Raw genomic sequence first — 26,427 nt, 5'->3', positions numbered from 1 at the left:
ATTTTTCTAATTTTATCCCATTGTAATTGTAATAACAATTAGTATTTTAATTTTTAACTGAATTTCACGAAAAATGAAAAAGCGAAGCCCGAATAATCGGCAGCTCCGCTATATTTTCATAACTTTGAATGCTATTCAGACTTGAGTCCCTGCAACCTCCCCAGAATCACCGTCGCTTCAGCCCGTGTCAACGCGGCATTCGGTTCGAAACGGTTCACGCTTCGCCCGTTCATCAGCTGTGCCTGCGTCACGGCCAAGACGGAAGCCGAGGCCCATTCGGGAATTTCATCGCTGTCGGCAAAACGAACCCCTGATTGTCCGTCTTGTGCCAAACCGGCAGCTTTCCCGAGCAGTACGGCCATCTCCGCGCGAGTAATTGACCGATTCGGACGGAACGTCCCGTCCTCGTAGCCAGTAACGATACCGAGATGAACCGCTGCTGCGATATCCTCCCTCGCCCATTCCGGAATATCCGCCTGATCGGTAAAGTTCAGCCCGCTGTTACTCTTCTGCAGTTGCAGCGTTCGGACGAGTAGGCCGATAAATTCCGTTCGTGTAACGGGATCATCCGGGCGGAACTTCCGATCCGGATCGCCCTTTATAAGTCCCCTGCTGAAAGCTTCTCGGATCTGCACCTCCGCCCAATGTCCTTTGATATCCTGAAGCGCCGCAGCCGGCTTCGGATAGCCGCCGGATGAACCACCTGCAAGCAACGAAGGCGTCAGCTTAGGTGCCTTGCGGTCGCGTGTGGATTCTTGCAAGTCGTATGCAAAGCTGAGCAACTCGGCATCCGCGTACTTCGAACCGAGCAAGCTGATTCCGACGGGGAAGTCGTCGGCGAACCCGGCTGGTACGGTGACAACGGGGCGTCCGGTGTAGTTAGCCCAGCCGCAATGGGTGCCGAACTGTTCGGGGTCGATGAGTACGGCCGGGTCTTCGTGGACCGTCGCCGGCGGAGCCGCGACCGTCGGATATGCTAGTGCGTCGAGCTGGTATTCAGAGAAAATTCCGTCTACGCCTTCCGCGAACACCTTCCGTGCGTCGACTGCGGCAGCGAAGCCTTTTTCGTCACGCGGCTGTTTATCGTCCCACGACAACCATTCTTTAGCGGTTTTTTCCATGTCAGGGCTGCCGGCGATGATGTCGCCGAAGTTGATTTTGTCGAAAGGCTCGGTCAGTGCGGCCAAGCCCACCGGCCACTCCGCTTTGGTGCGTACGAAGTAATCTTCGTGTCCGGTCGTCGCCCAATAAGATGCGTCCGCAGGGGCGTAAGTGTTCCACCAACTCCGATTCAGCGGGATTTTCACAACCGTGGCGCCTTGAGCTTCCAGATCGGCGACCGCTTCGTCGACAACCGAGAGGGTGGCATCGGATTCTGAACCGGGGATATAGTCGTATCCGCCGAACGGAGCGACTACGTACCCGATCCGCGCGCCCTTGAGAGACGTATCGGACAGCGAATCGACATAGGATTTCGGTTTATTGGCATCCGCTTCAACGGTCCATGGGTCCTTGGGGTCGGTTCCGGCGATCACATCGAGCAGCATGGCCGCGTCCTGGACCGATAGCGCGAGCGGTCCGACCGCATCTCCGAGCGGGTTGTAATCGACCCCCGCCATGGAGCCGAGTCCGACCGTCGGACGGAAGCCAACCAGGTTTGTAAACGCGGAGACGTCGGTAATGGAGCCGCAAGACTCGGTTCCGAGGCCAATCGCCGCCAAGCTCGCGGCAACCGCGGCACCCGTGCCGCCGCTGGACCCGTTAATATTTTTCGAGAGGTCGTACGGGTTATATGTACGGCCGTGGACGGAGCTGACGGTGTCCCAGAACATAGCGAACTCGGCCATGTTCGTCTTCCCCAAGATAATTGCTCCGGCGTCTTTAAGCCGCTTGACGACGGTCGCGTCCTCAAGCGGTTGGTAGGTGGCGAGAGCTTGATTGCCATGGCTTGTAGGCATATCGGCCGTATTAATGTTGTCCTTTACGAGAACGGGGATGCCGTGCAGCGGGCCGCGAACCTTGCCGCTCTTACGTTCGGCATCAAGCTCGGCAGCTTGGGCGAGCGCATCTTCGTTGAGCGTCACGATAGTGCCCAAGCCTGGTTTGCCGTTAATCTCTTTGTCATATGCTTTGATCCGGTCCAGGTACTGCTGGACTGCCTCAACGCTGGTGATCTCCCCGGCTTCCAAAGCATCGGCCAGCCTGACGACACCGATATCGACGATATCGACATCGCTTGCTGCAAACGCCGTCATAGGCAGTGGGCCCGTAAAGAGGAGCGCGCTAATGATCGCAACAGGTACAAGGCGCCAGACGGCGGTTCGCGCAATCCGGGAAATGGACACGCCTTTGGATCGTTTTATGGCCCGATTCGATGATAGGTTCATGTAGACTTTTAATTTTTTGAGCAAATGCTGCACCTCCTGTACGTTTATTTCAAAACATGATATAACACTATGAAAATATTAAACAGTTTGCATTTTGGCGTTTTTCGCCCCGTAGGCAACAGAAGTTTTTCGATCCTTTATTCCTGGTGTGGCTGCATGAACACAAGATATTTTAAAAACAACATACAGTTAATTACATAAAAACACTAAATTTTAGGGAGAGGTATTATATTTTAGAGGAGGAATCCGTCGATTTTTACCCAATCAGCGGCGAATTCACAACTACAAGAAGTTAATTTAATTAACATAAAGGTCTCATTGCTTAAAACTTGCCGTTTCAGACAGTACGCCGAACCCTACCATAAATAACAGCAAAAACTCCCGAAATTAGTGACATGATCAAAGTATCCATTCGTATAATATTTCTATAAAAAATTAGATAATTATTAAAATCTAATAACAATAGTGATACACTAAGATTAGATCATCATTGATCCAGAAAGGTGTGCGACCCGGTCGCGCGCTGGCTTGCTGTGGCGCCTAAGCAGGAGCGCCTTACATCCTTCCTGCAAATCGTAGGGTATAAGGACGGTAAAAATGAGCAACGGACAAACGAAAACCGACGTTATTTTAATTGGTGCCGGAATCATGAGTGCGACTTTGGGGTCTTTGCTGAAAGAATTAGTGCCGGACTGGAACATCACCGTCTTTGAACGGCGCGGGAGCGCAGGAGAGGAAAGCTCCAACGAATGGAATAATGCGGGGACGGGGCATTCTTCGCTGTGCGAGCTGAACTACACCACCGAACAACCGGACGGATCGGTCAATATTAGCAAAGCGATAACAGTGAATGAAGAGTATCAGGTTTCCAAGCAGTTTTGGTCTTATCTGGTGGACAGCCATCGGATACGGAATCCGCGGGACTTTATCGTGCCTGTGCCTCATATGAGTTTTGTACAAGGGGAACAGGATGTAACGTTTTTAAAAAAACGATTTAAAGCGCTATCAGACCACCCTCTGTTTCAAGGGATGGAATTTTCCGATGACCCAAAGCAACTGATGAAATGGATTCCGCTTATGATGAAAGACCGGACACTCAATCAGCCTATAGCGGCAACAAGAATCGAATCGGGAACGGATGTCAACTTTGGCGCTTTAACACGCATATTGTTTGACCACTTAAAGAGTAACAACGTCGATATGAAGTTCAAACATCAGGTTGATGATATTAACCGTACCAGCGACGGCTCGTGGGAATTGAAAGTGCGGAATATGGATAGCGGAACTGCTAGACGCCATACGGCAAAATTCGTCTTTATCGGCGGCGGGGGAGGAAGCCTGCATTTGCTGCAGAAATCCGGTATCCCTGAAGGAAAAGGCATTGGAGGATTTCCGGTAAGCGGACTATTTATGGTGTGTCAGAAACCGGACATTGTAGCGCAGCACCATGCCAAAGTATACGGTAAAGCCGCGGTTGGCGCTCCTCCCATGTCTGTTCCGCATCTTGATACAAGAGTTATCGACAAGAAAGAATCGTTGTTCTTTGGCCCGTTTGCCGGCTTCTCGCCCAAGTTCTTAAAATTCGGTTCCATGTTTGATTTGTTAACCTCTGTAAAACCGGATAATCTCGTAACGATGCTGGCGGCTGGCGTCAAAAACGTTCAACTGACCAAATACCTGATCGAGCAAGTGATGTTATCGAAAGAACAGCGCATGGAAGCTTTACGGGAATTTGTCCCGAAGGCCAAAAGCGAGGATTGGGATTTAGTGGTAGCGGGCCAGCGTGTGCAAATTATCAAAAATACAGCTTCCGGCAAAGGAACGCTTCAATTTGGCACGGAAGTGATTAGTGCCGCTGATGGGTCGATCGCTGCATTGCTCGGCGCTTCTCCGGGTGCTTCTACCGCCGTTTCCGTCATGCTTGAGGTCATCATAAAATGCTTCCCGCAATATATAAAAGCGTGGGAACCGAAAATAAAAGAAATGATTCCTTCTTATGGTGTGTCCCTACCTGAACACCCTGAACTTATGCACGAAATTCACACTTCAACCGCGCGGTCGCTCGGTCTAACTAATGGAGGATGGGAGCATGAGAAAAAGACTCCTGTATTTACTTCATAAAGTTTGTCAGAAGTAGGCCAAGGCTAAGAGGAGCAGAACAATTGTTTTGCTCCTTATATTAAGCTTACAGATGTGAACCGCCTGTTGCATCAACCATTTGTCCCGTTACCCAACGGCTGTCCGAAGAAGAGAGGAAGGCTACGATGTCTGCAATATCTGAAGGCTGTCCGACCCGGTCGAGGGCCGACATTTCTGATGCATGCTGTTGACCTTCCGGTGTGTGCAACCAAGAGGCATTGACGTCCGTATCGACGATGCCGGGAAGAACAGCATTAACCGTAATCCCGCGCGGTCCCAGTAATTGGGCAAGATGCAGTGTGAATGTATTTATTGCCCCTTTTGTCAGATTGTAGGCCATAATGTGGGGATATGCGATTCGTGTAACACCTGAAGAGATATTGATGATACGCCCATCGTTACGCAGAAGCGGCAAAGCTTGCTGGACGAGGAAGAACGGTGCTTTTACGTTTACTGCAAATACCTCGTCGAATGCTTCTTCTGTTGTCTCCTCAAATGATTTTGAAGTTCCGATACCGGCATTGTTAACAAGAATATCAAACCGGGCTTCTCCGGTATGGTGAAGGAGTGCTTCCTCCAAGGATTGAATCAACTGCTTCGCCCCAGCCACGGTCTCGAGTCCTGCACCTATCGCAATCGCCTGCCCTCCCTGCTCCTCAATGATGCGAACGACATCGTCCGCTGCATCACGGCGGTTCCCATAATGAACTGCAACCAGAGCCCCATCCTCTGCCAAACGCAGGGCAATCCCTCTCCCAATCCCTCTGCTTCCTCCTGTGACCAAAGCAATTTTTCCTTCCAGTCGTTTCATTTGTTCCACTCCTCCTTTTTATTGTGCAGCACTACTTTACACCTTCCAGTTAAGGGGAGAGTCAAGGAAACTCCGGATTTTTTTGCATAAAAAAACCAAGTTTATCATGCTGCAAGTTGCAGAATGAAACATGGGATAGAAATGGATGTTAATCACGTATACTCAATGGGGACGAGCAATTCAGCAAGCCGTAATGTTCCGTACATATCTTTGTCTGAAGTTAAATAGATTTCGCGGACCGGTTCCTTTTCGGAATAGACAAAGTTTTGGGATGAGATCCATGACATGAGTTCAGTGACAGCCGGACAAGAATTGAGGTAAGGGTTACAGTGGTGTACAAGGGAAGCTGCAGCCTTCAATTCTGGGAGGATCCCGACTTTCACTCTTCCGTTGCTTGGAATATTCTTTGTTAGAGGCAGTGCGACCTCGATATCGACTGGATCTGAATTCATGCTGCCGAAATCATGCCATAAAATCGTCAGTAAACGCCCTTCATCCTCTCCGTAGGAACGGACATACTGCGAGATTTCGTCCAGCATCAGACACAGCTGTGTTCGCGGGATCGTGTCACGTATGGAAGCAGTGAGTTGAGGTTTTACATATCGAATTGTAGCCGGTGGGTTATGATAATGCTCTTCCGATTCTTCCATACGGGTTAGCCTTCTATCGATCTCGTTAAGCTGATTTTGCGCTGCATGGATGGCCTGCTCAAGTTCTTTCTTTTTATCCGTTAACTGGTTCTTCACTGCCTTCGGCACAACGTTTTTTTCCAGAAGAGGCTTGATTTGTTCTAATGTGAAGCCTTGTTCTTTCAAGGCAACGATACGCTTAACAGTTAGAAGTTGTTCTTCGGTATAATATCGATATCCATTATTTTCATCTACGACGGCAGGTTTTAACAGCCCCAGGTTATCGTAAAATCGTAAAGTTTTAACGGAGACTCGGGTCAACTTGGAGAAAGCGCTAATTTTTAACATATCGAAACGGACTCCTTTCGTGAAACGGCTGCTCCTTAGACTATAATATTTTGTACGAGGGAACACGTAAAGGAAAGCCTAAAATAAACATTTGCCGTTCCGCGCGGTGGACCGTACCCTAAGTAGGGGCAAGTTTTTTGGGAAAAAGCTCGCAGGAGCTAATTCACGCGATTGACAATAAGCGGGAAAAAATATACTTTTATGATGAGTGAGTTACTCACTCATTATAAATTCAATATTCGCTTCTAAAGGAGATACAAAAGATGAGTAAAAAGAACATCCTGCCGGATTTATTACTGCGAAAACGCAATCGGCGTAAAAACACAAGGCTGCTTCAGATTCATACGCCGAATCGTATCGTTGAAAGCCGTTACGTTAAAATCGGCGATATCGACCAATGGGTAACTATACGGGGAGAGAATTACCATAATCCCGTTCTATTGTTCATCCATGGCGGACCAGCTTCCCCGTACTCCATTTTCAGCCCGTTATTGCGTTCGTGGGAGAAACATTTCACAATCGTTCAATGGGATCAGCGAGGCGCTGGCAAAACGTTCACTAGGAACGGAAAAGACAGAAGCGGTACGATCACCTTCGACCGCATTGCTCAGGACGGCATCGAGTTGGCGGAATATCTGTGCAACAAACTCCGGCATCAGAAAGTGATTCTCATCGGCAGTTCAGTAGGCAGTCTGATTGGAATTATGATGGCTAAACAGCGTCCCGACCTGTTTTATGCGTATGTCGGTACAGATCAAAATGCTCCGGATCCTCAGCATCAAACGTACAAGGTGACGCTCGACGCTTTCCGCAAAGCAGGCAATGCGAAGGGAGTTCATTTGGTCGAGAAAATGGGGCCGGATCCCACGCGATGGAGCCGCAAAGATTTCGAACTGAGGAATCAGTATTTGGTTAAAGTGATCAACGATGTGCCAAATATGATTATGGACCTCATACTGCCGTCTATGCTCTCTTCCCCTGAACACAAGTTCAGTGATCTCATCAATATTTTCAAAGGGATGAATTACACCCTTGGCCATCTGTTTGACGAGTTAGTGGCTTTTGACTTCGACAAGGTTGGACTGTGCTTTGAATTGCCTTTCTTTATTATGCATGGCGATCAAGATATCATAACGCCAACTGCAACGGCAAAAGCATACTTCGACAAGATTGAAGCTCCTTTCAAAGAATATGTTCGGATTCGCAATGCCGGCCATCTTGCTTGCTTTTCCCGGCCGGAGCAATTCTTAGAGGAACTTATGAAGCGGGTACGTCCTCTAGCGGCCGGAACAGAGAACGAATTGCAGATGCGATAAATTTAGAGATTTCGTGGTACTATGAGGATAATTCCTTAATAAGATTGGAGATTGAGGCTCATTGTCCCCATTAAATAAACACCAGCTGAATCTGATCCGCGACGAGCGCAGAGAACAGATTAAGCAAGCGGCGCTTAAACTATTTGCCCGGCGCGGATACTCGGGAACGAAAACGAGTATGATCGCTGCGGAAGCGGGTATCAGCGAAGGTCTTATTTTCCGATATTTTAAATCCAAAGAAGAGCTATTCACCACGCTCGTTCAGGAGTTAATGGAAGAAGCGAAGAAGGAAACCGAGAATCTTCAATATTTGTCCGGCTCTCCCTTTGAACAAATCAAGACTTTAACCCAAGGCATGCTGGACGAGAGCAGTAAATATGCATTTATGCTCATTCTAAGGGCACGCAAGACGGGTGAAATTCCAGAGGAGGCGGCACGGATTCTAGAACAACATTCAGTGGATGTTGTACTCGACAGGCTGATTCCAATCTTTGTTCAAGGGCAGCATGCTGGAGAATTCTCCTCGGGAGATCCACGGAAGCTGTTGGCCTGGTACTTTTACATCATCAATTGTCTTATTTTGGAGGAAGTTGAGAAGGAAGAGTACGGGTTGCCGGATGTGGACTTCTTAATACGATTATTGACAAACGGGAAACGCTAGTTCAATCTTTCAAATGAAAGAGCCACCTTCAAAGGATGGCCCAAAAACTTGCCGTTACAGACAGCGCGGGGAACCGTATCACAAATAGCCCCATTTGCTTCTTAAATGTTAATACAGCGTAGGAATCGGAGGACAAGAAACCGCATTTATAAATCTTGGATCAATTCCGAAATAAAACCAATACGCTCCGCTCCAGCGATAACCTGAAACTTCTCCGTACTCCACCCGAGTGGGGTAATACCAGAAACTATCTCCATTCCAAAGCCAGACATAAGTATAATTATGCAAGCAGTCAATGATATAAGATCCAAATGCCGCAGGTTTCGGGGGAATGAAGGCAGGGGGAGGAGGCAGTGTTTGAGCGGGTGTTCCGGGCAGTGGCAAAAAAGCCATTTGGTTCACTCCTTCATAATAACTTCTTTTCATACTATGCATGTGCCTAGACTAAAGTTCGTTCTTGGCTGAAACGGATCAGCCGGATACAGCGTACTGCATAGCATGAACGTATTATAAGAATGCATTATTGCGGAGGTGGAACCGGTACATGTCTATGTTCAAAAAGGTATTGGCAAGCGTCGGCATAGGGTCGGCTAAAGTGGACACTCGGCTCGAGGAGGCTCAGGTAGTGGCTGGCGGTACGCTGCGCGGAGTGGTATCCATTCACGGGGGCCAGGTGGAGCAGCAAATTGACAAGATTTACATTTATGTAAAGACTCAGTATGAGAAAGAAGAAAATGATAGAAAGGTAACTCATGAAGTAGAAATCGCGCGCATCCTTATTACGGACGGATTTTTGCTTCAGGCAGGGGCGGATCGGGAAATTCCGTTTGAAATTACCGTTCCTGAGCGTACGCCTGTATCGTACCGCAATACGCCGGTATGGCTGATGACAGGGCTGGATATCAAGATGGCGCTGGACCCAAGCGACCATGATTATCTCGAGGTGCTGCCGAGCGATAACATGCAGGTGGTATTCGGCGCGCTGGAGGAGCTGGGCTTCAGGCTGCGTGAGGTGACCAATGAGTATGCTCCCCGTCTTGGCGCCGGCTTGCCTTTCGTACAGGAGTTCGAGTATGTGCCGACGCGTGAGTTTCGCGGCGCGCTGGAGGAGCTTGAAGTAATGTTCTTCCCGCGGGTCAACAATTTAGAGCTCTACATCCAGATTGACCGCAGAGCTCGCGGACTTGGCGGTTTCTTGTCAGAAGCCATGGGTACGGACGAGAGCTTTATCCGCGTGACCTTTACCGGTAATGAGCTTCGCCGCGGCGTACATGAGGTCTCCCGCCAATTGCATCAGCTAATCTCCAGGTACAGCTAATATAGAACAGATTTAGTGTCGCAGTCCCCCACCTCTAACCCAACAGTGAAGGTGGGGGTTAGACACGCCCGCTTCACCAAACATACGTTCTTGTGTTATACTAGATCCATCAAACTTGCGATGGAGGCGTATCTCATGAAGGTGGTCAAAACACTCAAGCATACGATTACGTCTCACCACCGCATGCTAGATGCGACTCTTCATGTGTATCAAGAGGCGCTGACGTTCTTGATTACGGTCATTCAAGAGCAGTTTATGGCCTTGGAATCGTTATCCACCCAAGCAGTGGTGACGGCGGTAGAACGGCTGACTCACCGTACCAAACATAATCCGAATCCGTTCTACGCTGAATTCGATCAACGCTTCTATAAGTTTCCTTCTTATTTCCGCAGAAGTGCTGTTGCGGAAGCGTTTGGCATTGTGAAAAGTCATCATTCCCGTTTTGAGCTTTGGCAAGCCGAGCGGCAACACGCTGGGCAAGAAGGGAAACGCTTTTCGAAGAAACCGCCGACACTCCAAGCTCAGCATCAGGCGTTCCCTTGCTTGTACAAAGGCAACATGTTCGTTCGAACCTCCGATACGACAGCAACCTATTCAAACGTAACGTGTGGAGCATGAAAGAATGCAGCCCCACATTAGTCCGAAAAGGAAAACGCTATGCCCTTCATATCGCCTATGAAGGGGATGTGAAGTTGACTCAGGCGGAACTTTCCAAGCAACGGGTGTGTGCCGTTGATTTAGGCTTAACGAATTCCGCAGTCTGTTCCGTGATGGACGCTAACGGCACTGTCTTGGCGAGGACATTTATCAACCAAGCCAAAGAAAAAGACCGGATGCGCCAAATGACAGGCAAACTGAAACAAGCCCAGCGTCAATCCGGTATAGGGGCAAAACCGAATTTCTGGCGGCGGATGAACGGCTTACAGACGCATATCGTTCACGATACCGCGCATCGAATCATCGCCTTTGCCCAAAAGCACAGCGCAGATGTTATTGTCATGGAGTTTTTAGGCAAGATGCGTTTGCCTAAAGGAACGTGGGGAGCCAAGCGACTTCGTGCCAAACTCCAGTTTTGGGCCAAACGGCGTATCCAAACAAAAGTGACCGAAATGGCTCATTTCATAGGAATGCGGGTTTCCATGGTCAACCCTGCGAATACAAGCGCGCTTGCTTTTGATGGCAGTGGATTTGTACAACGCAACACGAAGCCACATCTGAAAAGATGTGGTTGTCCTTGGAGGCCAAAGACCCTTCACTGGCAAAACGAACGTATTGGACGTTGGCTTCCCTCATTCGGGTGCAACAGGCGTTGAGCCTTCAATCATGAAGCTCGCAAGCGTGTGCAACCCTGTATCGATGCCAACAGAAGCCCCCACTTCATGCGTAAGCTAAGTGGGGGAGAGTTCACCGGGTAACGGAGAATAGTGCGGAAGAATTTATACGATGGATTGGGCAGTCAGCGGGTGATATGGAGATCAATGAGGAAATGATTGCGCGGTACAAGGAATATTTTTACAGATCCGACTTTATAAATTATATGCTAAGGATTGATGGAAACCCTGCGGCTATGGGTTCGCTTTTTCTGAGTGGGGAAGAGGGATACATTGCAAATGACTATACCTTCCAAACGTATCGGGGCAGAGGATGCCAATTGGCTCTGCTTAAGCTTCGGCTTGCTGATGCCGTTAAACTTGGCGTTAAGATGGTTTATACGGATGTGATGTTCGGTTCGGTCAGCCACGAAAATATGGAACGGGTAGGGTTTAAGACCGCCTATCTCAATACTTTTTGGATAAAAAAGTAAAACTTGCGGATTCAGCCAGCGCGGTGAACCGTATCTACCGTATCATACATAAGCAGCGCGAAATTTGGTTGCGGCGGAAACGGGATGAAGATTTGTGTCTCAGGGCATGTTAGGGAAAAGACATCAAGGGAGTGTATCAGGATGGCAAGAAGAAAGAGGAAATATGCGGTGCCAGGGGTGGAACAGGACATGCAGACTTTCAAAGCCAATGTAATGAAGCGCGAAGGGTATGCCGTAGATCCGAATCGGCCGGATGACGTCATATACGAAGTGGCTAAGGAGCTTGGTGTACCTCTGCAGCCAGGTGAAAATGGGGGCCTGACTACAGAAGCGGTGGGCCATGTCGGCGGCAAAATTGGCGGCTCCATGGTTCGGGAAATGATCCGTCTCGCCCAAGAGAAATTAGCGGGCAGGGAGCAACGATAAAAGAGTTCTAAACCATATCTTCCATTCAGCGCGGATTTAACTTCACCTGCGAGCCTTTGCCGCCCGTCTGTATGCCCGTGTCCTTGACTCCGGCCTCCTTCAGATCGGCCACCAGCCGCTCAATCACAGCCTTGGCGGCGAGCCCTTCTTTGGCGCCGGATGATTTCACGACCAACTGTACCGGTTTGCCGGAGCGTAGATGCTTATCCGCCTGACGGAGCTTCGTGTCGTAATCATGCTCCTCAATATGAGCGGTGAAGCGAAGCTCCTTGACCTTCTCCTTGCCGCTGCCCACTGTTCCCCGTCCTGTGCCTGCTTTATGCGCTGCCGCGTTCTTCTTGGCGGCCGTTTTTCCTGTTCCCTTCGCAACCAGACTGCAGGGTGGTGGACTGCTCATCAGTGATGTGCAGACCAAGTCCGCTTTTTCAGACCGGGCCATAGCCAGCGCCTCCTCTCTGGAGACGATGCCTAAATTCTCCCCTCTGAGTCCAGTCAGCACCACCTCGGATGCTTTAATTTGTTCATTGATGAATACTGCCACGTTAACGAAGCCTCCCAAGAAAACATGATAAGATTATCATATACGGAACCCGCTGGCGGTTCAATTATGCCCAGAGGCCGAAAGGAAGTTTTGTCTTGTTTGAGACCTTACTGTTGAATTTCTTGTTTTTACTTTTTCCGGTTGTAATCGTTTTAATTTTTTTTGAAAATAGAACGCATTCCTATAATAGGAAAATGCTGATTTTACTATCGGCAGTAACGATGATTCTTTGTATTGCCAAACCTATTAAGCTGGAAATGGGATTTATTTTTGATTTAAGATACATCCCGTTTATTATCGTGGCTCTTTTTGGAGGGTACAAGAATGTTCTCCCGTTATATTTAATATTAAATATCTGCCGGTTCTATGTGGGCGGCGGCGGAACTATTCCTTCGTTTCTCTATTCAACGGCTGTATTTATTTTGATACCCTTATTCAGTAAAAAGTTTTTGAAACTGGATTCTAAAAGCCGAATACTATGTGCAACCGTTATTTCTTTTCTTACCATGGGATTTTATCTAATCATTTTAAGTATGATTTTGGGGACATTAGATAGACAATTCTGGACTCTCACCTTTCATGCATTAACGACTCATGTAGTGGTGATGGGTATCATTATGCTCTTAATCGAGAAAATCATTACCAATATTAAAAACCGTGACCGGATTTTACAATCGGAAAGATTAAATGTAGTTAGTGAGCTGGCGGCCAGCGTTTCACACGAAATAAGAAATCCTCTTACGGTTACCAGTGGCTTTTTACAACTTTTAAATAAATCAAATACCATAACACCGGTTGAAAAAGGTTATATAGAATTATCTTTACAAGAACTAAATCGAGCTGAAAAAATAGTGAGTGATTATCTTTCATTTGCCAAGCCACAATCCGAAAATATGGTTTATTCCAACATGAAGGCCGAGTCAGAGTATACAAAAAATCTCATTTTACCTTATGCCACCATCCATCAAGTTGAGGTCCAATTTAGTTTTAATAACTCGTTAAATAAAAGTTATGATAGGAACCAAATCCAGCAATGTTTAATTAATCTATATAAAAATGGTATTGAAGCAATGAAAGACAAGGGCGGCGGTACTCTAATCATTGATATATCGGAGAGAAAGCAAAATATCATTATCAGTATCCAGGACACAGGAATTGGAATGACGAAGGAAGAAATATCACGTCTGGGCAAGCCCTATTATTCTACCAAAGAAGAAGGAACGGGTCTTGGTATGCTCATGGCCTACAGTACGATCAATAAAGTTAAAGGGATAATTGAAGTCGACAGTGAAAAAGGCAAAGGCACAACATTTGTTATAACCATCCCTACTTAAACACTGTTTGCATAAAGTTCAGATGAACGACCTCTGATGACCTTATCTATCTTACAACACTAATAATCCGGTTACGCCCTTCATTTTTTGCCTGATATAAGGCCTTATCCACAGACTCAAACAAATCATTTAGATAAGATTTGGGGTTCAGTATATTTTCAACCGAAAAATCATTAATGGATAGAAGTCCCATACTTATCGTAATCGATACAGAATGGGCTATATTTTCGATGATCACTTTGTTCGATTCCACTGTGGATTTGATCCGTTCGGCTAAGAGCTTGGCCTGCGATTCATCCGTATTGGGCAAATAGATTATGAATTCTTCTCCGCCATAACGCGCTAAAATGTCAGTCCGACGCAGCGTTTGCCTGATTACTTCCACCGTATTGCAGATCACTTCATCGCCGGCTAAATGGCCGTAATTGTCATTGACCAATTTGAAAAAGTCGATATCCAATAAAAGGATGGCAAAGGAAATTTGATATTTCCTGTTCTTCATCACTTCATTCTCTAACTGCTGTGTCAAATAATGACGATTATAGCAGCCTGTTAAGCTGTCGGTAATCGCCATCTGATTAAGTTTTCGGTTGGTTTGGAACAGCTCATCTTGTATTTTGATTAAGGCTTCGTTGCGTTCTTGCAGGATTTTATTCTGAAGGATGGTTTCATCAATGAGGCGCCGAAGCTCGGTTATGTCCTGAAACGTGATGATCCGCCCAACCATTAGACCGCTAACCATGATGGGTGCAGAATGAATACTGATATGCCGATTGATTCTAGGATGTAGTAATTCGATTTCTATTCTCTCCAGCGGACGTTCCCGGTAAGTATGAAGAAACCATTCGATATTGCCGGCAGTAGGTCCATGCGGAAAGATGTCTGCCATATTGAATTGATCACCTATACGCAGATTGATATGGGGAAGCAGCGACTGATTTATTTCTACCACTATTTCATTATCATCCAGCACCAGAATCCCATGCTCAATCGTATCAATAATATCTTGATGAGCGATATTCACAATATCAAACACTTTATCCCGGTGAATGGCAACAACAAAAATGATAGCAGATAGTAATACACCAAGAGATGCCATGCCCGGGATGACCGGTAGATATTGGGATAGAATAACATTTAGGAATATGTCCATCATGGTGAACACGGCTACCACCAAAATCCCTCTAAGCATGTGCATCACTTGTTTTTTGATACGAGGCGTATTATTTGATACAAGAGCTAAATAGATGATATATAACGAAACTATAAAATGGATCATCAGGATCGTAATATTAAACCAAAAAATTGGCCCATAGGCTCTTTGAATGTAACCGCCGTTCACAGGGAGGACAAACCAACCGTTTGGATTGACGATCACACCGAGTACCGCTAATAATGCAGGAACAAAAAGGAATAAAGATACTTTTCTTCGCAGAAATTTCGATTGGCCAGTGAGGAAAATCGTAAAAAGAAGCCATCCTGTGGTCAGTAAAGGCGAGCTCACAAACGCGAGCTTCACATAAAATAATTGAAAGGTGGGATTCTCCGTTGTTTTGATGGCAAACTGGCAGAACGGCCATAGCATCATGGCAAAGTGGAATAATAGATAGAGTTTGTGCAGATTCGTGATTGTAACAGTAGCAAATATGTATGCAAACAGAGCAAACAGAGCGAAGAACAATATTAAGTCAACCCACACCTCAAAACCCAATATATTACACCTTCTTGCTAATATTAGTCATAAGGAATCTTTTTTGGCAACTGGATTTTAAATCTTAACTTTAATATATAATTAGAGTTGAAAGAATACAACATTTATGCTTGGTGTTTTTCTAGATTTGGTTAATCCATCAATAGTTTGGGTATGAACAGTTTGTGTCTTTCCCGCATTGTTCTTTTGGTGCTTCTAAAAAGCCGCATCTTCCCAGTCGATATGTTAGTATGTATGTAACGAATGGAGGAATATAGTAATGTCTAATTTGCCCAATTGCCCAAAATGTAATTCCGAATATACGTATGAAGATCGAAGTCTTTATGTTTGCCCGGAATGTGCTCATGAGTGGACTTTAGAATCAGAACCCGAGACTGCTCAAGATCAGAGGATTATCAAAGATGCAAACGGGAATATCTTAAACGATGGTGACACGGTGACCGTAATCAAAGACCTTAAAGTAAAAGGCAGTTCATCCGTCTTAAAAGTAGGCACAAAAGTGAAAAATATACGCCTAGTTGACGGGGATCATGATATTGATTGCAAAATTGACGGGTTTGGAGCTATGAGTTTGAAATCTGAATTTGTAAAAAAGGTATAATGCAGTATTCATGGAACCGAATGAGTTTGAAAAGAAAGCCCTCCGACATAGAGGGCTTTTTTGGGTTTACGAACGCCTAGTGAAGATGGCACAACTGTTTCTGTGACATTAAAGCGTGGTGGGGTGATTCTATCGGCGAACTTTCTCGTTTAGGGATGACTTCAAACCGGTGTGCAAATAAAGAATTGAATATCGTCTGTACCATTATTATGCTGTAATGACGTGACTTCGAATGAGCTTCCATCCGCAAACTCGATGATGAGGCCTGCCTTTCCCCTGATTTCGTAATGATTCCACTGATCTTTAAAATAAGGGCTTACCCTCATTAAGTCATGAACAAATTGAGAAACCCACGGATCTCCGGCATTTCGATCGCAGAAAGCCCTGAACACGGCAACAGCATATATTGCACACGCTTCCCAGTTCGTAATTCTATTGCGTAGAGAGTTGCTGGTAAAAAATTGCCAAATCATGTTTCGTTCATTTAGGGGTGCTTTGGAGAAATCAGCAAAATACTCGCAAGAAGCTGCATTCCACGCCAGCACATCTGAACGACTGTTCACGATCATGGCAGGATTGGAGAGATCGTCTAAAATTTTTTGCAGTGGAGCGGGAAGCAGGTTGGTTGTAAACGAAGTGGGGCTTGGTACGGATAATTGGGCAAGATGCAGCATGTGTGCATATTCGTCATTGTTCAACTGCAAAGCACGTGCAATACTATCAAGCACTTGTTTGGAAACGTTGATATCACGTCCTTGTTCAAGCCATGTATACCATGTGGTGCTGACTCCAGCTAATAGGGCAACTTCTTCACGTTTTAAGCCTACTGTTCTGCGTTTATGCTGGCCGTCTGGCAATCCGGTGACGCTAGGGGTTAGATGGGAGCGGCGTGATTTTAAATAATTCCCCAAAGCCTTCAAACGATGCTCATGACTATCCACGGACGATGCACATCCTAACTGTTACTGATAGTGCTATTATAACTAAAATGTGGCACGCCTCACAATTACAATGGCACAATGAGGGTGTCATCCACAATATATTTTGCTTGCAAAAGAAAGGAGAACATATGATCCAATCCGTAATCTTATCTTTTTTTGCAGGAGTATTCGGTGCGAATGCCTTTCCGCATTTTGTTAAGGGTATAACGAAGGAGCCTTTCCCAACGCCCTTTGGACCTTCACCCGTCATTAATTTTTTAGCTGGGTGGGTTATGTTTATCATTGCGGGTATCCTTGGATACTGGGCGCATATAGGGGAGAATCCTACGGGGGCCATCATCTCAATCGCTATAGGGGTGTTGCTAATGGGGATTTTTCATTCCTGGATCGGTGCCTTTGGGAGGAAAGTTTGAAAAAAGAGCCGGCTCTGCAGGGAGCAGTTGGATTGATTTTCAATTTTAGCACAGCCAACTTTGAAAAAGAGGTGATAAACTAAGAGGGCTATCGATAATCCATAAAATGGGGGAGAGTAATGAGTCATCCATCTCAAAACTATAACAATCATCGAAGAATACATCCGCTTTTTCACGTCTTGCTTACCCTTTTGACAGCAGGTTTGTTTATCTCTGCAGTAGTAGAGCTGGTGAGATCATTGAAAGCGGGAAATCAAGTTTTCCCTGCAGTTCTTTTTCTAATTATTTCTATAATGTTTATCGTTATTTTTCTAGTAGTTCGCTCTTACCCTTTAAAAGCACAGGACCGGGCGATACGAGCCGAAGAGAATCTCCGGCACTATGTCTTGACTCAAAAGCTGCTGGACCCAAGGCTTAGCGTAAAGCAAGTTGTAGCATTGCGATTTGCCTCCGATGACGAATTTCCTTCACTTTGCAAGAAAGCAGCAGCAGATCAGTTGTCACCCGATGCTATTAAAAAATCTATCCAGAAGTGGAGAGGCGACGACTACAGAATCTAGGGAGCTAAGGAATGGGTACGCCACTACTCGGTTTTCCAAACTCCTTTCCCAAAAAGTAGGGCACCCGGCAAGGTGCCCTTTATATTTGCCTCAAAGATGATTTAGAATGCGAATCAAAACTCTATTAAGGAGAAAAGCTAGTGGAACACGTTTCAGAATCCAGCGGTGGCTATGTGGAAGCCCTCCATACCTGTCATGGACGCAAACTATTTAGCAAATACTCACTGAAAGGCACTCCAGCCGTAATATTTATAGCGGGTTTAGGTGATAGCTGCGAGTCGTGGAATGAGGTGCAGGATCAGATATCGCAAATAACATCAACCTATTCCTATGATAGGGCGGGAATCGGCAGAAGTGAAGCCGCACCCGTTCCGCGGACATGCCGTGATCTGGTGGAGGAGCTTTCCGAACTGTTATTGAGGACTCCTGTGGAACCGCCTTATATTCTGGTTGGACATTCTTTTGGAGGATTGGTTGCCAGGCTGTTTGCAAGTCGTTACCCGGAGTTGGCATTGGGTATCGTCTTGGTCGATGCTGTACCCGAATATAAAGAGCTCGCCTATGAAAAGATGCTGCCTAAGAAGCTGATCGCAGGGAATAGAGCCTACCTCGAGAATCCTATGTTGAATAGCGAGAAGATCGATAAGTTACAGAGCTATAAGGAAATCGTTGATCACTCATTGCAGAGCAATATCCCTCTATCGATCATTACAAGAGGGCTGCCGGATTGCGATGATGAGGAATGGCCTCATCAAGAAATACTGCAGATCGAGCAGCGGCTGCAAGCCGATTTCCAGCGACTGTCAACGGCAAGCAAGCTCAGGATTGCAGGGTGCAGCCGGCATTATGTCCACCACGATGAACCGGAAATTGTAATAGAAGAGATTATGCTGATGCTAAAGGGGAGGGACACGTCCTTCATAGCATCTTCCGTATAAATCTCTCCGCGAACAGCTCCGCATCCTTGGGCCATCTCGCGGTCAGCAGTTGACCATCTTCAACAACAAACGGCGTGTTGAATGAAGGTCCCTTTACATAATTGTCCTTGCTCCGCAAATGCCGCGTGACTTCATCCTGTACATATTCAGGATAGGTTCGATAGTAGCGGCCGCGTGCCCAAGCGGTTAACCAATACGCGGTGCGTTCGAGCGGCTTGGTCAGGCTTGTCATCCGATTCTCATATACAATTGACCGTCCGCTCTCCGGGTTCATAGTCCGGGCAAGTACGATGGTTCCATGACAGATCGCGCCGACCGGCCGCTCCAACTGCCAGAAACGCAGAACCTTCTCTTGCAAAACCTTACTCTCCAGATAGGGCACCATCCCCTTGGCATGACCTCCCGGCAGCAGCAGGCCGTCGAACTGTTCGGCTTCGATCTGCCCATAATCCAGGGGGTGCAAAAATGCGTCATCCTGCTCAAGCTCCTGATGATACCATTCGACTACTTCTTTGGCTGCGCCCAGTTGACCGAAGATTACGCCTGTCAGCAAATAAGGGTCGGTGTAGGCCCGTTTTCCATCCGGCGTGGCAAAGACGATTTGCATCCCCGCCTCCTTGCATCTATGCCAAGGCACCACCACTTCGGTGGTATCAAAATCATGTGACGGCAAAGGAATAAGAATTCTCTTCTGCTGGCTCATCGCTTTTCTCTCCTCTTATATGCTTTGTATAAGTTTTACAATTGCGAACTAACGATTTTCTCGCATAGCATCATATGATTAGTCACGTACTGTTTATACATTCTAGTTATACTATGAAAAAAGGTGATTTTGTAAAGGAAACCGAAAAACAGAAAGGAATCAGGTGGTTTTTAATGATTACTATTCTGATTATTGAAGATCAAGAAGATGTCAATCTAATGCTGGCAGAAGCATTGACCTATGCAGGTTATAAAGTGAAATCATCTTTTACCGGCGTTGATGGAATAAAGGAAATCCAAAACAACTCATATGATTTGATATTACTTGACATTATGCTTCCCTACAAAAGCGGGGATGAAATACTTAAAGAGATGCGAAATTTTTCCGAAACCCCTGTCATTGTCATTTCCGCAAAGGATATGGTTGGCACGAAGATTGACCTTTTGAAGCTGGGCGCGGATGACTATATCACAAAGCCCTTTGATCTGGGCGAAGTTGTGGCACGAGTAGAATCCAATCTGCGGCGTTCTCAAAAGCAAATACAAGGGAGCAAGATTTTTCAGTATAAGGATTTGGCGCTCGACGACAATACAAAGCGAGTTACTGTGGACGAGATCGAAATGGAGCTGACGGCAAAGGAATATATGATATTGGAGCTGCTGGTCAAGCATGCAGGTAAGGTTTTTACCAAATCGAATCTTTATGAATCGGTCTGGAAAGACGAATACCTCGGTGATGATAATGCAGTTAAGACTCATATCAGCAATCTGCGCAATAAGCTCAAGAAAGCAAATCGGAATGAGGATTATATCGAAACGGTATGGGGCCTCGGTTATCGTCTATACAGAGAATGAATTATCTGTTTCTTGACTATTCTTTTGCTGCACTTAACCTTTTCTAAACCAATGGGAATTAACCTAAAGTCAGAAAGGACAGGTGAGCAAAATGAAGCAATATGTTGTAAAAACAAACAGCCTTACGAAAAGCTACCGCGGTGCTCTTGCGCTTCGTGATGTGTCGGTTACAATGGAATCCGGTAAAATATACGGTTTAATCGGGCAGAACGGCGCAGGAAAAAAACACTGATGCGCCTTCTGGCCGGGCTTTCTTTTCCCACGGCGGGCAGCATTGAATTGTTTGGTCATAGTGGTGAGAGAGCTTTGCAGAATGAACGGAAGCGGCTGGGCTGCATGATCGAGAATCCTGGATTTGTCCCCAATTTGACTGCGAAAGAAAATCTCAAGCTTCACAGAATCATGCGTGGAGTCCCCAACAAGGAGATTGAGGATGAACTGTTAGAACTAGTCGGACTGGCTGACGCAGGAAATAAGAAAGCAAAAAACTTTTCGCTTGGCATGAAGCAGCGTTTAGGTATTGCGATCGCCATGCTTGGCAACCCTGAATTACTGATCTTGGACGAGCCGATCAATGGACTTGACCCATTAGGCGTCGTTGAAATTCGCAATCTGCTGAAGAAGTTGTGCGAAGAACGGCAAATAGCCATTTTAATTTCAAGTCATAATTTGCCGGAGCTATATCAGACCGTAACGAGTTATATCATTATCCATAAAGGCGAGATTAAGCAAACCCTCACCCTTGAACAGCTTGATGAAAACTGCAAGCATCACATCTATATTAACTGCGATCAGCCTGAAAGGTTGACGAGCGTACTAGAGATGCAACTGAACACCACCAATTTCAAGGTCTTACCGGATAAGACGGTTAAACTATACGATTATTTGGATGAAAAGGATTTAGTGGCAAAGGTTATCTATGAAAACGGGATTGTCGTTACGAAATTTTCTATCGAGGGAGATACGCTTGAAAACTACTTTATTTCTGTTATAGGTGGTGATCAAGATGCTTAATTTGATTCAGGCGGATTTATTTAAATTGCACAAATCAAAAGCAATTAAGATTCTATTGGGAATCACAACTTTAAGTGCGGTAGCCATGGCCGTGATGGCCTATCTGATACCACAGGGTAAGATTGAAGCCAGCATGACAGGAATCGGGTTCTTGTTCTCTGATATAAACATGATTAGTATTCTCGGCGGTGTTCTCGCAGGTCTGTATATCTGTAGTGATTTCGATAATAAAACCATCCATGATGCGATTGCAAATGGCTGCAGCAGGGGTGCTGTCATTCTTAGTAAGGCAACCGTATTGGGCTTGGCCCTGGCATTCATCCTGCTCCCCTACGCCATCATAACGGGTATTGCTCTTAGCACAGGCTCCGAGTTCAGTATGGGCTCCGTAGCCGTGGGCTTCCTGCATGTACTGACCTCAGGGGAGGGCACAGCTTTTTCCGCAGCAGGGATATGGAAACTATTAGCTGTTACGCTGACCTTGATAATCGTGTATGCGGCACAATTGAGTATCTGTGTCCCCCTTGCTTTCGTGCTAAAAAAGCCCATTTTCGTGGTTGCTATTAATTATGGGTTTTCCATTATTTCTGCGCAGTTAATAAAATTAAGCGAGAGTTCCCCGGTGTTTGATCGTATTTTTTCCTCTACGCCATATGGAGGGAACTACGCTTTTGTGACATTAGACACGGGAACGGGAGACATGGTCAGGGCAATCGCTGTTAGTTTGATATTTATAATTGTAATGCTTGCTGTCACATACAGCGCATTCAGAAAATCGGAAATTAAGTAGCTGAAAGGTTGGTGAACGCGTTGACAATTGTGGCGGGCATTTTGGTCATTGTTATAATTTTGCTCGCCCTATATATCGCCTTTCTTCAGCGGCAACTGCGCAGCATCAACCGGCAGTTGAGCAAAAGGCTGACTGAACATACACGTCAACCTATCCGTTTGGAACTCCTGAGCAGGGAACTTAATACTTTGGCTATCCATATTAACAAATGCCTAAAGGCGGAGGAAGCCCTCCGTCTTAAAAGCATTCGCGAGGAGAAGAACTTTAAGGAACTCATCGCAAATATTTCCCATGACTTACGGACACCGCTTACGGCCATAAAAGGTTACCAGCAGCTTCTGGAAAATAGCGATTTGTCTGCCGATCAGCAAAAGAAACTTCACATTGCCCAAAAACATGCCGATGAATTGGGGCGGTTGATCGAACATTTTTTTGAGTATTCCTATCTCCTAAACACAGAACCAGAACCTCATATCGAACGAATTAACCTTACAAATCTTGTGGCAGAGTGCCTAGCGGCATCAGTTCCCACATTGGAACAGAACAATCTGGCTGTGCAGTTCGAGGAAACAACACCTATATTCGTCCTTGCCGATAGAGAAATGGTCACGAGGATTATCCAAAATCTAATTCGTAATTGTGTTCAGCACTCAATTGGAGATATCGAAGTACGTGTGCTGGCTGCAGACAAAGCAGTTATATCGTTTAGAAATCTTGTGAACAATGCTTCCGTAATAGATGTGAAGCGGCTGTTTGATCGTTTCTATACTGGCGATAAAGCAAGAAGTAATAGTACAGGGTTGGGCTTGTCTATCGTTAGGCTATTGGCGGAACAGATGGGCGGCAGCACAGGTGTATCCCTACAAGACGGGTTCCTCGAAATAAGAGTTGAACTTCCTCTATGATTAAAACTGTCATGAAAGATTGGAAAGAAGGACAACTACTATGCTTACGGGTACTCAAATTCTCATTGTTGGCGGAGATAGCCGACAGCTTGAAGTGATTAAGAAATTATCTGAGTTAAATGCAACTGTAAAGATAATTGGTTTTGAAAATTTGGGCTCAATCTAAAAATTAGCGGTTGAACTTTTCAACCAGACGAACGGTGACGATTACATTCGATTAAAATGCCATCTTTGTAACACTTGTGATTGCGTGTAAAATAGTGCCGGCGTTGATAAGCCTTGATTCGATTGTGCCGTCCTTCGACGGTTGCATTGGTCCACTGGCATCGATGGTAGTTCACGATTTCGTCTTCCCAATTACGCACCGTTTTCAAGGTGCTTCGCACCGCATCATGGTCAATACATTCGCCTTGCTGACACCAACGGTTAAAGCCAAGGCTGGCGACATGGACATTTGGTGAATAATCATACCAGCGAGAGAACGCTTCTTTCCATTCCCAAACCTTGCGTAGTAGCGGAGAGAAGCTAAGTAGTAGGTCTAACTGGGCTTTGCTCTGTTCAGGTAGAAAATCGGCTGGCGGATTGAGCAGTCGATGATGACTTTTCAGGATGGCTTTAGCCCGAGGCACAAGGGTGGACTGAACCGACTTGCGTACCGCCTGGACACTTTGGGTGACATAACCGTGAACATGGAAACGATCTGCAATGCGGAGGGCACGCGGAAAGCATTCGCTAATCCATGTATGATACGCCTGAGCTAGATCCATAACCACCGCTTTGGGGTTCAACGCCAGAAAGTCAGGATGCTGGCGGGCATAGGTCCGCAGGGCTTCAAGTTTGCGACCAGGCAGTAAGTCCAGCATGGTTTCGCCCCTAAGATTGTGAATGCCGGTATTGTAAGAGTGTCCCTTTTTGATTGCAAAGTCGTCGATACCCAGCACCAGACCCTCGGTAGTTTTGGCTTTACGCCAAGCCTGCTGCGCGAGGCGTTCGCTCTGGGCAGGAAGAGCTTCCTGATGCATTCGCTGTACCGTACTGGCAGGCGCTTCTTGCATCCTTGCACTATGCGCCGCGGTAGAGCCAAGGGCCTGCTCTACCGTTTGCAAGCGGAACAAGCGACTGTAACGCTGCTTAGGACCCACAAATTCATAAGACCAAACGAAGCCGACACTGCACCGTGAGCAGGCTAACCGAAGGGAGGGCACATGCAAATAGCTTTTTCTGCCAAAGACCGCCAAATGCCGAATCTTCCGCAGTTTGTTGCGGCCATCCCGCTTGACGTATTGTTCCGAGTGGCAAACGGGACAGGGCTGTTTGTCGGTCACAGGCGATGCCTCCAGATGAACTTGATGAGCGTCCATATAGATGATTTTATGAAGTTGTAGCTCTGGTAATCCGAGCATCTCATTGATATACTGGAGTGGCATCTGTCATTTCCTTTTGTTGTTTGGTAGGACTTACAACAATACAGGATTTGCAGATGTTTTTCCATTTTCATCCTCGTTTCACGCTCGTATCGATTCGTCTACCGCTAATTTGGGTTTTGAACCAAAATTTGAAAGAATCATTCCCTGGCGTCCAAAATGTAAAGATGTCTATAGAATGGTTTAAACAATCACGGATTTTGATTCTGCCCGCAAGTGGAACGGATATGAATGGGGGTATAGAATCCACCTTTTCAACGGAAGATTGAAGTTGACGGCTGATGTTTTTGAATCTATCCCTAATAATGGAATGGTTATTTCGGGGGCGGCCAATGCATATTTAAAGAACTACTGCGAAATGTATAAGATCAAGTTGGTTGAATTGTTTGCTAGAGATGATGTAGCCATTTTCAATTCGATCCCTACAGCGGAAGGCGCCATAATGATGGCCATTCAAAATACGGATTTTACAATTCACGGCTCTACTAAAGCTCCAAACAACTGGCCATACACAGCATTTTCAGTAGTGCCAAACAAGGTGGGAATTTCAAATGTTGTTTTATCCAGCGAAAAAACACCTCAATTTTCCAGCGAGCTTTGTACATTTGTGCAATTTGTTCCGCAGTCACTTGCATCAAATCCGTAACCACGCGAATCTCCCGACCTTCAAAATCGTGAAACATCAGCCACGGTGTCGTTTTTCGGATTGATACTGGGCCGTCCCGAGCTGACACGTAATATCCCGAAGAACGGGAGAATTTTTGCTTGGTTTGGCGGCGCAACGCGCACGGTTTTCCAAAGTGGATGTTGTCTCGAAGCCGAATTACAAACGATTGTCCGTCTTGCTTGTGGCGGTCGAGACGTTCCAGCTTTCCATAGGCTCGATCCATGACCATAATGTAGTCGGTGTGGGTTAAATCTTCACTTACGGGCCCGTCATGCCTAGAGCCTACCGTTTCAATGACCTTCAGCGGGTGCCCATTTTCCGCCCCCAAGGCAACATGCAACTTAATTCCCGCTCGTTCCCCGTGGGGCCAAGGTAACCGTGTTTTTCCGACGGTCCTGGTGGTGGAATCAATGAGCAGCAACTCTTTAGGAAAAGTCAGGGTTCTCCGTGTTTCTCTGTTACATTTGCGGACGAGCAGATGAAAGAGATTAAAAGGTACATCTGCCGCTTTGCCCGAAAAAGAAGAAGAATAGAATTCGGTCAACCCGCTGCTCGTGGCGCGATCTGCTCCGGAATGATAGCCAGGCCATTCTTCGAAGGCGGCCATACACCAATAGTGCAACAGATGATTCACTGTAAACTTACGGGCTTTATCTTCATACCCAACACTTTTCATAACAGATTCTACTTCTTCCGGTGTCAGTATGGATTGAAGGATAAACTGGATCGTGGCAGACTTTTTCATGGAGTCGTCACTTTTCGGTTTGTTTGTAAGGGTACAAACATTTTACCAGGTTATCGGCTCTTTTTCTACCATTTAGTGGTTAATCAACAGACGTGAAAATATAACTTTAATTCAGTTGTGGAAAAAAACAAAATAGTAAAATGATTGAAATGTTTTATATATTATGGTTGACATATTGATTTATTCCATTACAATAAAAAAGGATTAGGTGGTTTTTGCTACCAAATAATAATCCAATAAAGGTGGTGAAAAAAATGGAGGAAAATAAAAATTTAAATGTTAATGAAAGTCACTTGGAAGAACTTATGAATCAATTAAGAGATGCTGAAGGAACATTTGAAGGACGAGCAGCACTTCAAGGGTTAAACTGGTCAACTTCTGAATAGTGGTTAACTGCCAGTGCGTACTGCCCCACCGCTCGCTGGAAGCTGCACGCGGTGCAGAAAG

28 protein-coding genes and 1 pseudogene are annotated in these 26,427 nt (G+C 46.0%); 19 read left to right on the top strand and 10 right to left on the bottom strand.

What is annotated here, in order from left to right; genetic code table 11:
- Window positions 1-131 precede the first annotated feature (131 nt).
- A complete protein-coding gene (locus tag KP014_RS02640) occupies window positions 132-2,411 on the bottom strand; it encodes an amidase family protein (protein ID WP_051500486.1) in 2,280 nt (759 codons plus the stop codon).
- A gap of 573 nt (window positions 2,412-2,984) precedes the next feature.
- On the opposite strand from KP014_RS02640, the gene KP014_RS02635 reads away from it, so the two are divergent.
- Window positions 2,985-4,508 (top strand): malate:quinone oxidoreductase, encoded by a 1,524-nt coding sequence (locus KP014_RS02635; protein WP_036601550.1) that lies wholly within the window; start codon window positions 2,985-2,987, stop codon window positions 4,506-4,508.
- Between the two features lie 64 nt (window positions 4,509-4,572).
- Here KP014_RS02635 and KP014_RS02630 read toward each other — a convergent pair whose 3' ends face one another.
- Complete coding sequence (locus KP014_RS02630) at window positions 4,573-5,337, bottom strand: SDR family oxidoreductase (protein WP_036601554.1); 765 nt, start codon at window positions 5,335-5,337, stop codon at window positions 4,573-4,575.
- A gap of 152 nt (window positions 5,338-5,489) precedes the next feature.
- Window positions 5,490-6,314, bottom strand: coding sequence for a MerR family transcriptional regulator (locus KP014_RS02625; RefSeq protein WP_036601557.1), 825 nt, complete (start codon window positions 6,312-6,314; stop codon window positions 5,490-5,492).
- A gap of 263 nt (window positions 6,315-6,577) precedes the next feature.
- Here KP014_RS02625 and KP014_RS02620 point away from each other — a divergent pair, with 263 nt between their 5' ends.
- Both KP014_RS02620 and KP014_RS02615 read left to right on the top strand, forming a co-directional pair.
- Window positions 6,578-7,630, top strand: a complete 1,053-nt coding sequence (locus KP014_RS02620) for an alpha/beta fold hydrolase (RefSeq protein ID WP_036601560.1) — start codon at window positions 6,578-6,580, stop codon at window positions 7,628-7,630.
- Between the two features lie 61 nt (window positions 7,631-7,691).
- The gene (locus KP014_RS02615; protein WP_036601563.1) at window positions 7,692-8,291 is read left to right on the top strand and encodes a TetR/AcrR family transcriptional regulator; all 600 of its coding nucleotides are present in this window, start codon (window positions 7,692-7,694) and stop codon (window positions 8,289-8,291) included.
- A 108-nt stretch (window positions 8,292-8,399) separates the two neighbouring features.
- Here KP014_RS02615 and KP014_RS02610 read toward each other — a convergent pair whose 3' ends face one another.
- Window positions 8,400-8,717, bottom strand: coding sequence for a transporter (locus KP014_RS02610; RefSeq protein WP_246590629.1), 318 nt, complete (start codon window positions 8,715-8,717; stop codon window positions 8,400-8,402).
- A gap of 118 nt (window positions 8,718-8,835) precedes the next feature.
- On the opposite strand from KP014_RS02610, the gene KP014_RS02605 reads away from it, so the two are divergent.
- The 5 genes from KP014_RS02605 to KP014_RS02590 all read left to right on the top strand — a co-directional run bounded on the left by KP014_RS02605 (window position 8,836) and on the right by KP014_RS02590 (window position 11,839).
- Window positions 8,836-9,609: a sporulation protein gene (locus KP014_RS02605; protein WP_090834523.1), complete on the top strand. Its 774-nt coding sequence runs from the start codon at window positions 8,836-8,838 to the stop codon at window positions 9,607-9,609.
- A 135-nt stretch (window positions 9,610-9,744) separates the two neighbouring features.
- Window positions 9,745-10,227: a hypothetical protein gene (locus KP014_RS28575; protein WP_246590628.1), complete on the top strand. Its 483-nt coding sequence runs from the start codon at window positions 9,745-9,747 to the stop codon at window positions 10,225-10,227.
- The gene (locus KP014_RS28570; RefSeq protein WP_246590627.1) at window positions 10,224-10,922 is read left to right on the top strand and encodes an IS200/IS605 family accessory protein TnpB-related protein; all 699 of its coding nucleotides are present in this window, start codon (window positions 10,224-10,226) and stop codon (window positions 10,920-10,922) included. Before KP014_RS28575 ends, KP014_RS28570 begins: the two co-directional genes overlap by 4 nt.
- Window positions 10,923-11,077: 155 nt before the next feature.
- A complete protein-coding gene (locus KP014_RS02595; protein ID WP_036591857.1) occupies window positions 11,078-11,413 on the top strand; it encodes a GNAT family N-acetyltransferase in 336 nt (111 codons plus the stop codon).
- A gap of 141 nt (window positions 11,414-11,554) precedes the next feature.
- The gene (locus KP014_RS02590; protein WP_036591855.1) at window positions 11,555-11,839 is read left to right on the top strand and encodes an alpha/beta-type small acid-soluble spore protein; all 285 of its coding nucleotides are present in this window, start codon (window positions 11,555-11,557) and stop codon (window positions 11,837-11,839) included.
- A 25-nt stretch (window positions 11,840-11,864) separates the two neighbouring features.
- Here KP014_RS02590 and infC read toward each other — a convergent pair whose 3' ends face one another.
- A complete protein-coding gene (infC, locus tag KP014_RS02585; RefSeq protein WP_036591851.1) occupies window positions 11,865-12,380 on the bottom strand; it encodes a translation initiation factor IF-3 in 516 nt (171 codons plus the stop codon).
- 95 nt (window positions 12,381-12,475) lie between these two features.
- On the opposite strand from infC, the gene KP014_RS02580 reads away from it, so the two are divergent.
- Window positions 12,476-13,714 (top strand): ATP-binding protein, encoded by a 1,239-nt coding sequence (locus tag KP014_RS02580; RefSeq protein WP_036591849.1) that lies wholly within the window; start codon window positions 12,476-12,478, stop codon window positions 13,712-13,714.
- A 46-nt stretch (window positions 13,715-13,760) separates the two neighbouring features.
- Here the strand turns inward: KP014_RS02580 and KP014_RS02575 are convergent, their stop codons facing one another.
- Window positions 13,761-15,425, bottom strand: coding sequence for a histidine kinase N-terminal 7TM domain-containing diguanylate cyclase (locus tag KP014_RS02575; RefSeq protein WP_051499655.1), 1,665 nt, complete (start codon window positions 15,423-15,425; stop codon window positions 13,761-13,763).
- A 259-nt stretch (window positions 15,426-15,684) separates the two neighbouring features.
- On the opposite strand from KP014_RS02575, the gene KP014_RS02570 reads away from it, so the two are divergent.
- On the top strand, window positions 15,685-16,026 hold the full coding sequence (locus KP014_RS02570; protein WP_036591848.1) for a zinc ribbon domain-containing protein YjdM: 342 nt from the start codon (window positions 15,685-15,687) through the stop codon (window positions 16,024-16,026).
- Between the two features lie 161 nt (window positions 16,027-16,187).
- Here the strand turns inward: KP014_RS02570 and KP014_RS02565 are convergent, their stop codons facing one another.
- Window positions 16,188-16,967 (bottom strand): helix-turn-helix transcriptional regulator, encoded by a 780-nt coding sequence (locus KP014_RS02565; protein ID WP_051499653.1) that lies wholly within the window; start codon window positions 16,965-16,967, stop codon window positions 16,188-16,190.
- A 128-nt stretch (window positions 16,968-17,095) separates the two neighbouring features.
- Here KP014_RS02565 and KP014_RS02560 point away from each other — a divergent pair, with 128 nt between their 5' ends.
- The 3 genes from KP014_RS02560 to KP014_RS02550 all read left to right on the top strand — a co-directional run bounded on the left by KP014_RS02560 (window position 17,096) and on the right by KP014_RS02550 (window position 18,878).
- Window positions 17,096-17,380, top strand: coding sequence for a hypothetical protein (locus KP014_RS02560; RefSeq protein ID WP_051499650.1), 285 nt, complete (start codon window positions 17,096-17,098; stop codon window positions 17,378-17,380).
- 119 nt (window positions 17,381-17,499) lie between these two features.
- A complete protein-coding gene (locus KP014_RS02555) occupies window positions 17,500-17,940 on the top strand; it encodes a DUF6526 family protein (protein ID WP_036591847.1) in 441 nt (146 codons plus the stop codon).
- A 173-nt stretch (window positions 17,941-18,113) separates the two neighbouring features.
- Window positions 18,114-18,878: an alpha/beta fold hydrolase gene (locus KP014_RS02550; protein ID WP_090834539.1), complete on the top strand. Its 765-nt coding sequence runs from the start codon at window positions 18,114-18,116 to the stop codon at window positions 18,876-18,878.
- Here the strand turns inward: KP014_RS02550 and KP014_RS02545 are convergent.
- Complete coding sequence (locus KP014_RS02545) at window positions 18,859-19,581, bottom strand: type 1 glutamine amidotransferase domain-containing protein (protein WP_036591845.1); 723 nt, start codon at window positions 19,579-19,581, stop codon at window positions 18,859-18,861. The genes KP014_RS02550 and KP014_RS02545 overlap by 20 nt on opposite strands.
- 113 nt (window positions 19,582-19,694) lie before the next feature.
- Between KP014_RS02545 and KP014_RS02540 the strand changes: the two genes are divergently transcribed.
- From KP014_RS02540 to KP014_RS02520, 5 genes and pseudogenes are all read left to right on the top strand, one after another.
- Window positions 19,695-20,435, top strand: a complete 741-nt coding sequence (locus KP014_RS02540) for a response regulator transcription factor (RefSeq protein WP_246590626.1) — start codon at window positions 19,695-19,697, stop codon at window positions 20,433-20,435.
- A 231-nt stretch (window positions 20,436-20,666) separates the two neighbouring features.
- Window positions 20,667-21,449: an ABC transporter ATP-binding protein gene (locus tag KP014_RS02535; RefSeq protein ID WP_343223043.1), complete on the top strand. Its 783-nt coding sequence runs from the start codon at window positions 20,667-20,669 to the stop codon at window positions 21,447-21,449.
- Window positions 21,442-22,239 carry an ABC transporter permease gene (locus KP014_RS02530; RefSeq protein WP_036591843.1) on the top strand — a complete coding sequence of 266 codons (798 nt, stop codon included), beginning with the start codon at window positions 21,442-21,444 and terminating at the stop codon, window positions 22,237-22,239. Before KP014_RS02535 ends, KP014_RS02530 begins: the two co-directional genes overlap by 8 nt.
- 11 nt (window positions 22,240-22,250) lie before the next feature.
- Complete coding sequence (locus tag KP014_RS02525; RefSeq protein ID WP_246590725.1) at window positions 22,251-23,144, top strand: sensor histidine kinase; 894 nt, start codon at window positions 22,251-22,253, stop codon at window positions 23,142-23,144.
- A gap of 40 nt (window positions 23,145-23,184) precedes the next feature.
- A pseudogene (locus tag KP014_RS02520) lies at window positions 23,185-23,298 on the top strand (dipicolinate synthase subunit DpsA); the annotation flags it as partial.
- Window positions 23,299-23,329: 31 nt separating this feature from the next.
- On the opposite strand, the gene KP014_RS02515 reads toward KP014_RS02520, so the two are convergent.
- Both KP014_RS02515 and KP014_RS02510 read right to left on the bottom strand, forming a co-directional pair.
- Window positions 23,330-24,571 carry an ISL3 family transposase gene (locus tag KP014_RS02515; protein WP_216700449.1) on the bottom strand — a complete coding sequence of 414 codons (1,242 nt, stop codon included), beginning with the start codon at window positions 24,569-24,571 and terminating at the stop codon, window positions 23,330-23,332.
- A gap of 482 nt (window positions 24,572-25,053) precedes the next feature.
- Entirely contained in the window at window positions 25,054-25,980 is a 927-nt protein-coding gene (locus KP014_RS02510) for an IS4 family transposase (RefSeq protein WP_051500207.1), read from the bottom strand.
- Between the two features lie 254 nt (window positions 25,981-26,234).
- On the opposite strand from KP014_RS02510, the gene KP014_RS28990 reads away from it, so the two are divergent.
- Window positions 26,235-26,366 carry a hypothetical protein gene (locus KP014_RS28990; RefSeq protein WP_281426445.1) on the top strand — a complete coding sequence of 44 codons (132 nt, stop codon included), beginning with the start codon at window positions 26,235-26,237 and terminating at the stop codon, window positions 26,364-26,366.
- The last annotated feature ends 61 nt before the right edge of the window (window positions 26,367-26,427 follow it).

The organism is Paenibacillus sophorae, assembly GCF_018966525.1.
Lineage (GTDB): Bacteria > Bacillota > Bacilli > Paenibacillales > Paenibacillaceae > Paenibacillus_AQ > Paenibacillus_AQ sophorae.
Note: the sequence above shows the minus strand (reverse complement) of the source record. Positions and strands in the feature narration are given on the sequence as shown.